Source organism: Exiguobacterium sp. s50 (assembly GCF_018618175.1).
Lineage (GTDB): Bacteria > Bacillota > Bacilli > Exiguobacteriales > Exiguobacteriaceae > Exiguobacterium > Exiguobacterium chiriqhucha.
The window spans coordinates 1-14,711 of sequence record NZ_JACSLP010000002.1 but is presented as its reverse complement, the minus strand read 5'-3'; the positions used below and the strand labels follow the sequence as shown (position 1 = coordinate 14,711).

At 52.0% G+C, this 14,711-nt stretch carries 14 protein-coding genes, 8 tRNA genes and 2 rRNA genes; all 24 read right to left on the bottom strand.

Annotated elements, in window-relative coordinates; all coding sequences use genetic code 11:
• Positions 1-56: 56 nt before the first annotated feature.
• On the bottom strand, positions 57-989 hold the full coding sequence (locus tag KNP68_RS02380; RefSeq protein ID WP_251131441.1) for an NAD(P)/FAD-dependent oxidoreductase: 933 nt from the start codon (positions 987-989) through the stop codon (positions 57-59).
• Positions 990-1,056: 67 nt separating this feature from the next.
• Positions 1,057-1,743 carry a DUF975 family protein gene (locus KNP68_RS02375; protein WP_214715840.1) on the bottom strand — a complete coding sequence of 229 codons (687 nt, stop codon included), beginning with the start codon at positions 1,741-1,743 and terminating at the stop codon, positions 1,057-1,059.
• Positions 1,744-1,839: 96 nt separating this feature from the next.
• The gene (locus KNP68_RS02370) at positions 1,840-2,046 is read right to left on the bottom strand and encodes a helix-turn-helix domain-containing protein (RefSeq protein WP_029594441.1); all 207 of its coding nucleotides are present in this window, start codon (positions 2,044-2,046) and stop codon (positions 1,840-1,842) included.
• Positions 2,047-2,056: 10 nt separating this feature from the next.
• Positions 2,057-2,536 carry a DUF2975 domain-containing protein gene (locus KNP68_RS02365; RefSeq protein WP_029594440.1) on the bottom strand — a complete coding sequence of 160 codons (480 nt, stop codon included), beginning with the start codon at positions 2,534-2,536 and terminating at the stop codon, positions 2,057-2,059.
• A 112-nt stretch (positions 2,537-2,648) separates the two neighbouring features.
• Positions 2,649-3,209 carry a YdhK family protein gene (locus KNP68_RS02360; protein WP_214755954.1) on the bottom strand — a complete coding sequence of 187 codons (561 nt, stop codon included), beginning with the start codon at positions 3,207-3,209 and terminating at the stop codon, positions 2,649-2,651.
• Positions 3,210-3,340: 131 nt separating this feature from the next.
• Complete coding sequence (locus KNP68_RS02355) at positions 3,341-3,901, bottom strand: hypothetical protein (protein ID WP_131472116.1); 561 nt, start codon at positions 3,899-3,901, stop codon at positions 3,341-3,343.
• Positions 3,902-4,054: 153 nt separating this feature from the next.
• A complete protein-coding gene (locus KNP68_RS02350; RefSeq protein ID WP_214755953.1) occupies positions 4,055-5,236 on the bottom strand; it encodes an MFS transporter in 1,182 nt (393 codons plus the stop codon).
• 217 nt (positions 5,237-5,453) lie between these two features.
• Positions 5,454-7,250, bottom strand: coding sequence for a glutamine--fructose-6-phosphate transaminase (isomerizing) (gene glmS, locus KNP68_RS02345; RefSeq protein ID WP_214755952.1), 1,797 nt, complete (start codon positions 7,248-7,250; stop codon positions 5,454-5,456).
• A gap of 359 nt (positions 7,251-7,609) precedes the next feature.
• Positions 7,610-8,968 (bottom strand): phosphoglucosamine mutase, encoded by a 1,359-nt coding sequence (gene glmM, locus KNP68_RS02340; protein WP_021065183.1) that lies wholly within the window; start codon positions 8,966-8,968, stop codon positions 7,610-7,612.
• Positions 8,969-9,003: 35 nt separating this feature from the next.
• Positions 9,004-10,284, bottom strand: coding sequence for a CdaR family protein (locus KNP68_RS02335; RefSeq protein ID WP_131472108.1), 1,281 nt, complete (start codon positions 10,282-10,284; stop codon positions 9,004-9,006).
• Positions 10,285-11,145: a diadenylate cyclase CdaA gene (gene cdaA / locus KNP68_RS02330; RefSeq protein ID WP_021065185.1), complete on the bottom strand. Its 861-nt coding sequence runs from the start codon at positions 11,143-11,145 to the stop codon at positions 10,285-10,287.
• Between the two features lie 135 nt (positions 11,146-11,280).
• A complete protein-coding gene (locus KNP68_RS02325; RefSeq protein WP_058765075.1) occupies positions 11,281-11,916 on the bottom strand; it encodes a hypothetical protein in 636 nt (211 codons plus the stop codon).
• Entirely contained in the window at positions 11,913-12,488 is a 576-nt protein-coding gene (gene sigW / locus KNP68_RS02320) for an RNA polymerase sigma factor SigW (protein WP_021065187.1), read from the bottom strand. Before sigW ends, KNP68_RS02325 begins: the two co-directional genes overlap by 4 nt.
• A gap of 141 nt (positions 12,489-12,629) precedes the next feature.
• Positions 12,630-13,532: an arginase gene (rocF, locus tag KNP68_RS02315; protein WP_021065188.1), complete on the bottom strand. Its 903-nt coding sequence runs from the start codon at positions 13,530-13,532 to the stop codon at positions 12,630-12,632.
• A gap of 199 nt (positions 13,533-13,731) precedes the next feature.
• A tRNA-Ala gene (locus KNP68_RS02310) sits at positions 13,732-13,807 on the bottom strand.
• Positions 13,808-13,822: 15 nt separating this feature from the next.
• Positions 13,823-13,897, bottom strand: a tRNA-Gly gene (locus KNP68_RS02305).
• A gap of 7 nt (positions 13,898-13,904) precedes the next feature.
• Positions 13,905-13,977 (bottom strand) — tRNA-Lys (locus KNP68_RS02300).
• 5 nt (positions 13,978-13,982) lie between these two features.
• Positions 13,983-14,066, bottom strand: a tRNA-Tyr gene (locus KNP68_RS02295).
• Positions 14,067-14,072: 6 nt separating this feature from the next.
• Positions 14,073-14,145 (bottom strand) — tRNA-Thr (locus KNP68_RS02290).
• Between the two features lie 29 nt (positions 14,146-14,174).
• Positions 14,175-14,250, bottom strand: a tRNA-Val gene (locus KNP68_RS02285).
• Positions 14,251-14,253: 3 nt separating this feature from the next.
• Positions 14,254-14,328: transfer RNA gene (locus KNP68_RS02280), tRNA-Glu, on the bottom strand.
• A 5-nt stretch (positions 14,329-14,333) separates the two neighbouring features.
• Positions 14,334-14,408 (bottom strand) — tRNA-Asn (locus KNP68_RS02275).
• Between the two features lie 8 nt (positions 14,409-14,416).
• A 5S ribosomal RNA gene (gene rrf, locus KNP68_RS02270) occupies positions 14,417-14,532 on the bottom strand.
• Positions 14,533-14,628: 96 nt separating this feature from the next.
• Positions 14,629-14,711 (bottom strand): 23S ribosomal RNA (locus KNP68_RS02265); the annotation flags it as partial.

Below are 14,711 nucleotides of genomic sequence, written 5' to 3'. Positions count from 1 at the left end.
CAATTCATATGTCTGACTATTCGGCACGGTCATGAAAAAAACCTTCCGAAGAAGGTTTAGCGCATCGCTTCCGCGACACGGAGTCCTGAGACGTACGCGCTCTCGAACCGAGTCCGGCCTGAAGCGTCATCCGGCTCGAGGAAGACGTCACCGGCCAAGAAAATCGGCTCGTCACGCAATCGATGGTAAGGCTCGTTCCAGACGTCGGTCGCCTGCGCATAGCGCCACCGTTTCAACTGCCTCGATTGAATCACCGCCGACCCTGTCACCGTTTGCAACAGGCGCTCAATCTCACGAAGCGTGTCTTCGTCCGCTCGTTCATACCACTCCTCGCTCCACGACTCGTCCATATAGACGCTGACGAGTTCGGTCGCCGAGATGCCTTTTTGGCGGTTGTTGATGACTTTCAAGATACCCGGCGCCAAGTCTGTATCGAGAATCCCGTCCGGACCGATGGGAGTATCGCTTGCCAATTCGAACAAACCGACAAACGTCGGGGCGTACGTCAATTCACGTAACGCCGCATCGACCGGAAAATCTGCGAGCAAGTCGAGCGTCTGCGGGAGCGGCGACGTGATGAGGAGACGGTCATACTGTCGCGTCGTCACATCCGTCTGGACGCTGACCTGACCATCTCGTGTCGTGACCGTCTCGACCCGTTCGTTCAAATGGACGGTCAATCCGTCAGCCAACCGTTTGGCCAAGACGTTCATCCCGTCGACGGCGACGTAGCGCGGATACGGGTCGGCGTACCACACGTTGACCCACCCTTTCGTCTGCCAGTCGGCGACATCTTGTTTGAGTTCTTCCCCTCGTACGGTGAAATAGACAGCCCCGTGATCGGCTTTGCCGTCTCCGATCCGTCTCGTCGCCAAGCGTCCCCCGACGCTCCGACTCTTTTCAATCAATTCAACTGTATGACCGTAACGGGCGAGGTCGCGTGCTGCGACAATCCCGCTCAGTCCGGCACCAATAATACCAATGTTCATGTCCATTCCCCCTTCTGTCAGGAAGATTGTATCATGACCGAGGACCCGTCGCCGGAACCGATGCGCTTCACGCCGATCGATTCCATTGCTCATCATACTCACGGCGCGTGTCTTCATACATGACAGCGAAACGGCTGACGATGAACGGGCGAATCAGTGTCAAGGCAACGAGGTAAATCCACGATCCGAGAAACATCATGTCGAGTTGTATGAAAAAAATCCAACCAACTAGATACATCGGGATGAAAGGCAAAATCAGTTTGAACGCATCCCACTTTCGTCCGCGCATCAACGTCCGTGATTTCGTGATCGCCTCTGTGATGGACAAATCGGGCTCGTCGCGCAAGATAAAGAAGGTGAAGGCGTACGAGAAGTACTTCACGATGCCCGGTACAAGTAGTAACAATGACCATAGCACTTGGAACAACATGACGAGCAATCCGGCAAGCAAATGTTTACCGTAGCGATGTCGGAACGGCGTAAAGACATCGCGTAACGACGACGACTTCCCGCGGACCGTTTCTAACATCAACCAGTTGTAACCGATGATGACCGGGAGCAGTCCCGCGTACAAGATGAGACCCGCTAGACTGATCAGAGTGAGTGCCAATGAATCATATTCGAACCCGAAATAATACGGATCCATCATCAATCCAATCTCTAATACAATCGAGCACACAAATGACCAGATAATCAATGTACCCGTCTTCCCTTTTACTGCGGCGCGCGCCCGTTCATTCCATGTCTGAATCATCTTGTTTCCCCTTTTCGTTCTTCTTTCCTGTCTTATACGCAACGTGATGGAAAATGTTTCAAACTCCACAAAAAAACAGGGTAATCGCCCTGTCCATCAATCTTCCCGATATTCTAAAATGTCGCCCGGCTGACAGTCGAGCGCCTGACAGATTGCTTCGAGCGTCGAGAAACGAATCGCTTTCGCTTTGCCGGTCTTTAAAATCGACAAGTTCGCCATCGTGATGCCCACTTTTTCAGACAGCTCGGTCACACTCATCTTTCGTTTCGCCAACATTACGTCAAGATTTACGATAATCGCCATATGTCTCACCTCAGACCGTCAAATCATTTTCTTGCTTCATGTCGATGGCACGCTTCAATAGTTTCTGTAACAGTTCCGCGAATACGGCGACGACGAACGCGGCAAACACAAAGACGAGCCCGATGAGAAGGAACCCAGGCGCATCATCTCGCTCGGCGAACCAGTAGAAGAACGGGAGCGTTCCGATATAGACGGCCGTGATTGCCAACGCACAATACTTGATTGTGCGGAGTGATTGGACAGCCCGATACGAGAACCCTTCGTCGCGGTCGATCAACCGGAGCAGCATGAACGCTTGGAACAACGCAATGAAGAACGGGATGGCCGATACATACATACCAATCACAATCGGACGAATCGAGTCCTCAATCCAACTCCCACTCTCGACCGCCTCGCGCCAAATGTACGGAAGCAAAAACAAGCAGGCCGCCACAATCGGGACAGCCAGAACGAATACGGCCAACCGTAAAAAAACCGTCTCTCGTTTCATGATTCAGACACCTCACCTCGTTTGATACCTTCATCATAATCTGTTTTTATCGTTTATCAATAAATAATCGTCGTTAATAAATAAAAACCTCAGGATATCCTGAGGTTGATCTTTATTTTAGGGCTTCGAGTTCATCCTCTGTGACCCATTTGTGGTTCGTGACGTCTTCCCCGTCGTTTGTCGTGAAGTCGACCATATACACCGTCGTCTGTTCGGCCGAATCAATCGTCGCCTCGGCGCCGTCCATCCCGTCCATATGGTCTGTGGCCAGAGTGGCTTCGGTCCCTTCTTCTAACGGTGCCTCGCCTGGATTGTCGAGTTCTTCGTGAATGACCCACTTGTGATCCTCGACCGGATTGCCCCCATCCCTCGGGGTATAAGAGACCGAATAGACGGTCGTGTCATATGCACCGACGATTATCGCCTCGGTGCCATCCATGCCCGGCATATGGTCGGCCGTCATCATCGCGGTCGACCCGACCGGGAACGTCGGATCTGTCGCTTCACTTAACCCGCTCGGCACCTCTCCTGATCCCGAATGGTCCATCATCGAATGGTCCGAATGTTCTTCTGTCGAGTCGCTCGTCTGCTCCTCCTCGGCATCTCCACAAGCTGCCAAAGTCGTCGCGAGCAACATCGCGCTCAAACCCGTCATCCATTTTTTCTGTCTCATCGAATCTCTCCCTTACGTCTTTATGTGTATACGTTACCCTGCTGCTAAGGTGATGAGACGTTTTTGAGACCGATACGATGATTTGTTATCGCTTTGACACATTAAAAGACCGCCTCGCGGCGATCTTTTAATTAATGCGCATGCTTCACATCCTCGAATAGTCCGAGCGCGAAACCGGCCACCGCTCCGATTGTCGTCACGATGAGCACGTAATTCAAATCAACCCCTTGCCAGAACTGGCCTTGCATCACGTTCGTGACTTCAATCAAGACGGTCAACACGAGTGCCGTGACGAAGCTGGCCAATAGGAAGAAGCCGAGTGCCTTCTTCCCGTACACGATGACGCCGAGCATCGTACCGAAGGCCGTCGTCACCATAATCAGGAATGCCGTGTTTCCGTACGTGTCACCGAGCGTCGGGAAGATGGCTGCGAACGTTTCACCGACCGCAAACCCGAGCAAGATGGAGGCGACCATGCCAATCGTGCTCAAACCGACATTTCGAATCAAGTGTTCTCGGTGACCGAGCAATAAGAACAACAAGATGCTGCCGACGACACCGGTGAGGAACGTGACGAGCACACCGGCTTCAATGAAGAGACTGAAGAGGAAACTGCTGAGTAGGAACGACACTAAACCAATCAACAACCCGATTGCCCAATGCGTCCGGTGACTTCCATGGACAATGTTCATGATGCTCATCCCCTTTTATGCGTCCTACTATCCTATTGACCACTTTTTCAACTATGAAACGAGTTCTCTCTTTCTAGTTGGCGGTTTCCAATCGAATTCTCCACATCGTCACAAAAAGACCGTCCCCAAACGAATCACGGGACGGTCTGTGCCTCAATGGTGCTTGATTTTTCTCAAGAAAACCAACATCGGGAGGAGCAAGAGCGCCGCTGCCCCAAGCCCTCCTTGAATCGACGTGTAAAGGGCGAGCAATCCAATCAGCGGACCCCCAGCGACTTGACCGAACGCGTCGACCTGACCGAACATCGACAAAATCGTCGCCCGGCCTTTCGATGGGAGCCGCTCGTTCGTCATAACGCTCATGAGCGGATAGTGCACGTTACGCAGTGCCGCAATCGTCCAATACAGCAACACGGCCAACCAAAACTGTCCGACCGAGGCGAAAGCAAGCATCGCGATGATGAGCAGCACGTTGAACCAAAACAAGGTCGTCGCATAGCGTCCTTTGACGTATAGCTCGACACCTTTCAACACCAACATGTTGAGTAGAAACGCGACGGCATAGAACAAGCCGAACCAATACACGGCCGCCTGTTCCGACAACTGGAACGTCTCAATCAAATGCGCGCCCCATAACCGGTCGAATCCTTCACTAGCGAGACCCCAGACGAGCGTGATGGCAGCCAAGCCGACGAGAATCGAATTGCCACGGATATGGGTGTATCCGTCCCGAACCGTCCGTTTCGCTTGCACGAGATTCGACGTATCGGCTCGCGTGATCGGTTCGAACCGCGTCTCTGGCAAGACGCGCCATGCGATGATCGCGAGCGTCACCAACATCCCCCCGGCAAGCACGATTGTCATTTGGACAGACGTGACTTCAGCGAGGAGGACGGCGAACCCAATCCCGACGAAGCGGCCGAGCGAGCTATACTGTGCACCTCGCAAAAACACTTGTTCTAAGCCGTCATTCCCCATCTCATCGGCAATCCATGCCTGTTCGGCCCCGCTGATGAACGTCCAGCCGATACCCCATAACGCTGACGCGACCGCGATGGCCCAAAATTCAGGGATGCCCCCTTCTAGCAAATGGGCCAGTCCAATCAAACCGATTCCGATGACCATCGACCGCTTCCGCCCATATAAATCGGCGACGAGACCGGTCGGTAGCTCAAATAGTAAAATTGATACTTCTAATATCGTTCCGATCAAGACGAGTTGTAACGCATTCAACTCGGCGGTCATCACATAATAGATGGCGTTCAACGTGAACACCATCTGTATGATGAGCGAACGCGAACTCGATACTGCATAATACAGCTGTTGAATCTTCAATTGTATATTCCTCCGATAGGATTGTTCCAATACAGTGAATCATCGGAGGAGGTGGCCAACTTATGAACGCACGTCCTCCGGCAGGATGAATGTGTCAAATAGTTGGATTTGCATGGCGTTCTCTCCTTAGTCGTTATACCTTCAGTATACAAGCCGGTTCGCATGACGTAAATCACAACAAAAAAAGCCAAGATCCCGAAAGATCTTGGCCTATCATTTATTCGACTGTGACTGATTTCGCCAAGTTACGTGGCTTGTCGACATCGCAATCACGCGCAAGTGCCGCGTAATAAGAAATGAGTTGAAGCGGTAACACCGTCACGAGCGGTGTAAGAAGTGGTTCGACACGCGGCAATACGAAAGCATCGCTCTCGTGTTCCATGCCTTCCATCGAAATCGTGCAGGCAACGGCACCACGAGCGACAACTTCCTTAATGTTTCCGCGGATGTTGAGGTGCGTGTTCGGTTGCGAGACGAGTGTGATGACCGGTGTGCCATCTTCAATCAAGGCGATTGGTCCGTGCTTGAGCTCACCACCTGGGTAGCCTTCTGCTTGGATATACGAGATCTCTTTGAGCTTGAGGGCACCTTCGAGACCGACGTATGAATCCATACCGCGACCGAGGAAGAACGCGTTGCGTGACTCTTTCAAGAACTTGTCTGCCAATTGCTCAAAGATTTCTTTTTGAGCCATGACCGAGTCCATGATCGTCGCGATACGCGCGAGCTCTGTCATGAGGTCAAACGGAAGCTTCTTGCCGTTCGCACGAGCGATGTCGTAGGCGAGGATGGCGAGCACGGCGATTTGGGCCGTGTATGCTTTCGTCGATGCGACCGCAATTTCCGGGCCGGCGTGGAGGAGCATCGTCTCGTTCGCTTCACGCGAGAGCGTCGAACCGGCAACGTTCGTGAGTGTAAGCGCCTTGTAGCCGCGCTTCTTCACTTCGACGAGGACCGCACGGCTGTCCGCTGTCTCACCTGATTGTGAGATAAAGAGGAACAACGGCTTCTCTGTGAGGAGTGGCATGTTGTAACCGAACTCAGAAGCGACGTGCACTTCTGTCGGCACACCTGCGACGCGCTCAATCAATTGCTTGCCGACAAGACCAGCGTGGTAACTCGTACCGCAAGCGACGATGTAGATGCGATCCGCTTCCGAGACGAGCGAGCGCACGCCTTCCGTCAGCTCGATGTCACCGTTCTCGTTCTGGTAGTGCTGGATGATGTTGCGGATGACGGCCGGTTGCTCGTCCATCTCCTTCAACATGTAGTGCGCGTACGTGCCCTTCTCGATGTCTGACGCATCGATCTCGGCCGTGTACGGGGCACGTTCGAGGACCTCGCCGTCGAGCGTCTTGATCGTCGCCGATTCGCGCGTCAAGATGACGATCTCGCCGTCGTGGAGCTCGAGGTACTGGTCTGTCACTTGGAGCATCGCCATCGCGTCAGACGCCACGACGTTGAACGTGCCGTCGCCGAGTCCGACGAGGAGTGGTGACTTGTTCTTACCGATGTAGAGGCGCTCTTGATCCTCTGAGTCGATCATCGCGATCGCGTACGAGCCGTGGAGCTCAGCCAACGTCTTGCGGAACGCCGCCTCGACGTCGCCAAGTTCGACGAAGTTCTTCTCCATCAACTGGACGATGACTTCCGTGTCCGTCTCCGAGAGGAACGGGACGTCGAGCGTCGCCTTAATCTGCTCGTCGTTCTCGATGACACCGTTGTGGACGAGCGTGAAGCGGCCCGTCGTGCTCTGGTGCGGGTGGGCGTTCGGGACGCTCGGCACGCCGTGTGTCGCCCAACGTGTGTGACCGATTCCGATCGTGCCATCTACTTCTGCTGGGACGACTTCGCGTAGCGCAGCGATTCGGCCGACTTCTTTATGCACGTTCACGTTATCATGCATCAAAGCAAGACCTGCCGAGTCATAACCACGGTACTCAAGTTTTTCAAGACCTTTGAGAAGGATTTCCTTCGCTCCGGTGTTCCCAATCATTCCTACAATTCCACACATACAAAAATCTCCCTTTATTTTCGATTTCTCGAAAAAGGAAACGGGCTTTTTCTAAGAGCTGTCAACGCGCTCCCCTTTGGCCGTCCGGTCGCCCGGGCGTTTTGAGGGTTTGCTTGTAGTCGTGACAGGCGACTAGGAGGCATCCGCCGAAAACTCGATAACCTCCAACCTCGTCAACTCCGTAGAGTTCTGGCGCTTGTTTCGTACTGGGTGTCCTTCCGTTTCTAAGGGCACGCTCTTAATAGTACAAATCACACCTCCATTCGTCAAGAAAATCACATAATTTCACAGTGACAAAACGGAAACAAAAAGGGAACCCGCAGACGGATTCCCTTGTTTTATTCCCTATTTCGACAAAATTATCCTTCTACACCGTAATCTTCGCGAACAACTTGTGCAATTCGTTCGACATAACGGTCACACTCTTCTGATGTCGGTGCTTCCGCCATGACGCGCACGAGCGGTTCCGTACCAGAAGCGCGGACGAGGATGCGGCCGTTGCCGTTCATTTCTGCTTCCGCTTCTTGAATCGTCGCGAGAACGCGGTCGCCGTTCATCGCCTCGTTTTTGTCTGTGACACGGATGTTGACGAGTTTTTGTGGGTAGACCGGCATCTCAGCCGCGAGTTCTGATAGCTTGCGGCCTGTCGTCTTCACGATTTGGGCGAGTTGAACGCCAGAGAGCATGCCGTCTCCCGTCGTCGAGTGGTCGAGGAAGATGAGGTGACCCGACTGCTCGCCACCGAGTGTGTAGTTGTGTTTCTTCATCTCTTCGACGACATAACGGTCACCGACCGCCGTCTGAAGCGCCGTCATACCAGCATCTTCAACCGCTTTATGGAAGCCGAGGTTACTCATGACCGTCGCGACAATCGTGTTGTCTTTGAGACGGCCTTTCTCGCTCAAGTACTTCCCGCAGATGTACATGATTTTATCGCCGTCGACGATATCACCGTTCTCATCGATTGCAATCAAGCGGTCGCCGTCGCCGTCAAAGGCGAGACCCATGTCCGCTCCTTTTTCACGAACGAACTGTGCCAAATGCTCAGGGTGTGTCGAGCCGACACCTTCGTTGATGTTCAAGCCGTTCGGCGAGTTGCCGATCGTCGAGACGTTCGCTTCGAGGTCAGCAAACAGACGTGCTGCCAATCCGCTCGTCGCACCATGGGCGCAGTCAAGGGCAATATGGAGACCGTCGAAATCTTCGTCAACCGTCTGTTTCAACATTTGAAGGTACTTCTGTGCACCCTCGTAGTAGTCTGAGACAAAGCCGAGGTCTTTTCCGACCGGGCGTGGCAACGTGTCTTCCGCCGCATCCAAAATCGCTTCGATTTCCGCTTCTGTCGCGTCGTCGAGCTTGAAGCCGTCGCTACCGAAGAACTTGATGCCGTTATCGGCTACCGGGTTGTGCGATGCCGAGATCATGACACCAGCCGTCGCATCGAGCGACTTCGTCAAATAAGCGACACCTGGCGTCGAGATGACGCCGAGACGCATCACTTCGGCTCCGATTGATAGGAGACCCGCGATGAGCGCACCTTCAAGCATATGACCTGAAATGCGTGTGTCACGGCCAATCAATACTTTTGGCTGTTCGCCGGCTGGCAAGTGTTTCGATAACACGTAGCCGCCCGCACGACCTAAACGATATGCTAACTCTGCTGTCAATTCTGAGTTCGCGACACCGCGGACTCCATCAGTTCCAAAATATTTACCCATAAATTCAATTCCTCACTTTTGTATGATTGAACGCCTCATTGAATCGAGGACGTTTCGGTTTGTTCATCGACGCTCGTTAACTCGATGTCGATTGTCTTCGGTGAGACGACGGTCACACCTTTTGGTACTTCATAGTCGACGTCGACCCCGTGTAACCCGCTCGGGAGGCCCGTCAAATCCAAGGTCACACTCACACTGTTCGACGTGATGCTCTCTAAGAGGGACCGCTTCCCGGACAAGGTGACCCCGATCACTTCAGGGGCTTGGAGCGTAAAGTTCGTTCGGTCATATCCTCGTACGGTCACAGGTACTGTCAATCGGACTCGTTCCGTCAATTCACCCGTGTCGTCTCGCGACTCATCCGCCGCTCGAACGAGCAATTGGACTTCCACTTGCTTCATCTCAAGCGATGAGGCACCCTCCGGCACGGCGAGCGTTGCGGTCACTTTTCCGGTCTTGTCGATGCCGTCTAAATCGATCGGCTCCGTCTCGACGGTGTCGATTGCATCGAGCACGTCTTGTGGCGCAAAGACACGGACTTCCGTCTCTTCTAGCAACGTGTCGACGAGTCTGAAGTCATCGGCCACGTCACCGGTCGTCACCGCCTCAATCGGGAAGACGGCACTTTGTTCGTAGACCTGGACCGACACACTGATGATGTTCGGTTCGACGGTAACATTGAGCGGATTGCCATTGGCATCTAAAATCGTTGGCGTCAATTCACGCGTGAACGTTTGACTTTGATTGGCGACATCGACGTTTAACGTGATTTCTTGAACGTTTTGAATCCGACTGGCACCGCCCGACACTTTCACTGTCGTCGGTTCGATGTCGGCGTCACCGACCACTTTTCCTTCTGGCAATTGGTCTTTATTCAATAAGTTGACCGATACCGGGACTTCGACCGTCTGTTTGCGGTCAATATAGATTTCGACCGTATCCCGCTCGAGTTCGACGTTGACGTCTCCGCCAAAGCCGCGTGCCTCGACCGGAACGCGATGGAAGCCTGTCCCAAGGTTCGTTAAATCGACGAAGACTTGATAATCTTTCACCAACTTGGTCATCGTCAAACTGCTGGACGGACCTTGCAATTCGACGCTCATTTCTTCTGGGACGTTATATGCCACGTACTGCACCTCATCGAAGAACACTTCGACGGGAACGTCGAGTGTCATCGAACTTTGTCCGACAATCGGGAGGGCGTTTGTGGAGTTAGTCGACGAACTCGTCTCGGCGACCATGAAATAAAGTAGGATGGCTAAAGCAAGTGCGATGACGCGGAGAAACCATTTATGTTGTAACCACTGATCAATCACTTACTTGTCCCCCCCTTTTTTATTGAAGAACGAGAGTGTCGTCTCTTTTTCTTCAATAACGAGTTCTTGGATCAATTTATTACGAAGTCCCTCCTCATCCAACTCTCGATACAGACGTCCCGCAATCGCGAGCGACACGGCGCCTGTTTCTTCAGAGACGGTGAGCGTCACGCTATCCGTCACTTCACTGACCCCGATGGCGGCCCGGTGTCGGGTACCTAGCGCTTTATCGATATGTGGACTTTCCGACAATGGTAAATAACAGGCTGCTGCCGCAATTTTCCCATCTTGGATAATCATTGCCCCATCATGGAGCGGGGTGTTCGGAATGAACAGGTTGATAATCAGTTGTGACGTGATGTGTGAATCCATGCGGATCCCGGTCTCGACATACTCATTCAATCCCGTATCGCGTTCAATCGCAATCAGCGCACCGATGCGACGTTTTGACATATATTGTGCCGAGCTGACAATCGCTTCAATCATTTGACGCTGTTTATCCTCGTCACTCGTGCTCGTGCGACCGAACAAGTTACTCGTTCGCCCTAGATGCTCGAGCCCACGTCGGAGTTCCGGTTGGAAGATGATGATAATCCCAAGTAATCCGTAGGTGATGACCTGGTTCAATAAGAACTGTAACGTCTTCAACCCAAAGAATCCGCTGAGGAACCAGCTGACAAGGATGATGGAAATCCCTTTAATCAATTGGACCGCTTTTGTCCCACGTACAATCATCATCAATTTATAGATGACATACGTGACGACGACAATATCTAAAACGTCATTCAAATAATCGTACCAATGTACGTTTTCTGAAAGACTAAAGAATGATAAGAATGAAACCTGTTCAAGTAGCGGCAAATGCTCCCCTCCTCAACTACCTAGCCAATTCGTGCAAATTACATTATATCACATTTCTGAAACCACGCATCGCCAGACGATAAAACGAAACCAGATTGAAACGAACAAAAAAGACGCCGTCTCCGGCGCCCTCTTTTAGAAGATTTGTTTGAACGAATACCACATCCACTCAAACATCCGATCGATTTGTTCGAGTTCTCCCGTGACTTCTCCAGCGCTAGCCAGATAAGCCCGACCATTTACGGCCGTCGCGTTCCCGTTGACCGTCCCTTCAATCCGGAGGTCACCGCCTTGCACCGTGATGTCCCGCTCGACGGTTACACCTTGTGGGACGACCACCTCGTTCGATGTCACAACGATGCCCGGCACTTTCGTGTATGTCATCGTCTCCGTCGATTCATTCCATAAGCCAAGTGTCGCGCTCGACATCAAACTAAAGAAGAGAGCGGCCGCCATCAGTCCTGGATGCTTACGGAACCACGTCATCCATTTAGATTGTGGTTTCTGTTTCGTCCGGACTTTTTCTTCAAATCGAGTCACTGGTGCGACCTCGACCCGTGCTTTCGCTTCCGGTAAGGACGCCATGACACGGGCTGTAAAATCATCGGATAGTTTGGGCCGTGGTAAGGCCTTCAGTTCGGCATCTATTCGTTCGTAGTGGAGGTACGCTTCATATAACTCATCGTCCTCCAACAATTGACGTAGTTCGTCAGATTCTTCGGGCAGGATGCCATCTTCCAAATATTGTTGTACTTTTTCTTCAGGAGTCAATTGAACCCCTCCCTGTTTTGAAAGATTGTTTTTAACATTTCTCTTCCCCGGAAGATCCTTGTTTTAACCGTAGCAACCGGCATATCGATCATGACGCTAATTTCCTTCAGCGATAAGTCATCCACGTATTTCAACAGCAATGGAATCCGATACTTGTCGGGCAGCTGTTTAATCGCTTCATGCATCTCACCTCGAATTTCGCGATGAACGACTTGGGCGTCGGGTTGGGGTGCTTCATCAGCCAAGTGGTCCTGATAGGTCAAGCCATCGGTGCCCGCAATCTCGGCATCCATTGAGTATTCCGGCTTTCGCTTTCTCAGACGGTCGATTGCCACGTTTGTCGCAATCCGGTAAATCCACGTCTTGAACTTGTACTGGGGATCATACGTATCGATTCGGGTATACGCCCGAATAAACGTCTCCTGGGCAGCATCTTCCGCTTCGCCTCGATCATATAATATCTTATAAGCGACAGCAAAGACACCATCCTTGTACAGTTCTACCAGCTCAGCAAACGAATCATGATTCCCCGACCTTAATTCGTCGACTAAACGGGTGGTCAGCCGTTCCATCAGTCCACTTCCCCTCTCCGCAACCTATGCGGTCATCCTTCTATACGGATTTGTCTCTATGTAGGTTTCATTAAAATCGCATGACAATAAAAAAAGTTTCCAAGTCCATTGTAGCAAACAGACTTGGAAACTGTAAGGTCGTCAGACAGTTTCACTTTCCAATAACAGGTTTTCTTTGGATTTCAAAATCGTCTTACATAACTCGAACGCCAACTGGGCCGTTGTGTCATCATGATCGAGCGATGGATTTAATTCTACGAGTTCGACCGCAATCAAATCGTCAGCCTTCATCACTTCGGCCAAGATGGCTTTGCCTTCTTCGGCGGTCAGTCCTTGATCGACTGGCGTGCCGGTACCTGGAACAAGTTTCGCATCCAAGCTATCCATATCGAAGCTAAGATAGAACCGGTCCACACGTGCGCGCAAATAAGCGAGTGCCTCGTCCATCATGACGTCGACGCCCCGTGTCCGAATCTCTTCGACTGTGATGACTTTAATACCGAGTCGATTGATCTCTCGAATTTCACCTTCGTCAATATCCCGAAGCGCCATATAGACCAAATGTTCGGGCGCGAGTTTCGGTTCACGTCCACCGACCTCAGTCAGGCGGATATCTCCCATCCCCATCGCCGCAGCAAGTGGCATCCCATGAATATTGCCCGATGGTGAGGTCTCACCCGTGTTCAGGTCAGCGTGCGCATCGACCCAGATGACACCGTATGGCCCCGTTTTGGCAAGACCCGCCAGCGTTCCGATTGCCATGCTGTGATCGCCCCCAACGATCAACGGGAATCGCTTCGCTTGAATGTCTGCATCGACGACCTCCGCGAGTTCTTGGACCGTGTATAAGACTCCATCTACCCGCTTCAAATGCTCTTCACTGTTAATCATTTCAGATTCAGGTAAGACACGGATCGTCTGTTGCTTCGTTTCTGCTGGCAATAGTGTTTCCAATCCGAGTGTCCGTAATTTTGATGGACCTTGTTCTACGCCATGTTTCCCCTGTCCATAACGTAGCGGTACTTCAATATATGACCAATTCATCCCCATTCCCCCTTGAACGTTTATAGCTTCATTGTAAACGCTACCAAACTCGTGGTTCAACTTCACACAATGATGAATAAACATACAAAAAGGCAGCCTGAATGGTGGCAGGCTGCCTTTCTCTGTACTCTCAAGTGAATGGTTCATGGATTTAGGCAAAAAAAAACTTAAGTCATAAGTAACTTAAGAAAAAAACAAATGGTGGAGCCTAGCGGGATCGAACCGCTGACCTCCTGCGTGCAAGGCAGGCGCTCTCCCAGCTGAGCTAAGGCCCCGTCAAGGGAATAATATGGAGCGGAAGACGGGATTCGAACCCGCGACCCCGACCTTGGCAAGGTCGTATTCTACCACTGAACTACTTCCGCATAAAAATGAGCCATGCAGGGCTCGAACCTGCGACCCTCTGATTAAAAGTCAGATGCTCTACCAACTGAGCTAATGGCTCAAACCTGGTGGGGGGGGGCGGATTCGAACCGCCGAACCCGAGGGAGCGGATTTACAGTCCGCCGCGTTTAGCCACTTCGCTACCCCCCCAAGGAGTGCCGGCGAAAGGATTCGAACCCTCGACCCTCTGATTACAAGTCAGATGCTCTACCAACTGAGCTACACCGGCATATATGGTTTGATTATTTATTAAAAAGATGGTGGAGGATGACGGGATCGAACCGCCGACCCCCTGCTTGTAAGGCAGGTGCTCTCCCAGCTGAGCTAATCCTCCAAATGGTGACCCGTACGGGATTCGAACCCGTGTTACCGCCGTGAAAGGGCGGTGTCTTAACCGCTTGACCAACGGGCCTTAATTGGCTCCGCAAGTAGGATTTGAACCTACGACCTACCGGTTAACAGCCGGTTGCTCTACCACTGAGCTATTGCGGAACGATCTTGCCTGGCAGCGTCCTATCCTCACAGGGGGAGACCCCCAACTACTTTCGGCGCTGAAGCGCTTAACTTCCGTGTTCGGCATGGGAACGGGTGTGGCCGCTTCGCTATCGCCACCAGACAAAAGAATATTAACATCGCCCCAAGGGCGTGTCAATCCATTTCAGGGTTGTTCCCTGAAAACTGAAGACTCATCAATTCACACAAACCATTAGACTAGATCAAAGCCTCGACCGATTAGTATCATTCAGCTCCACACGTCGCCGTGCTTCCACCCATGACCTATCTACCTCATCGTCT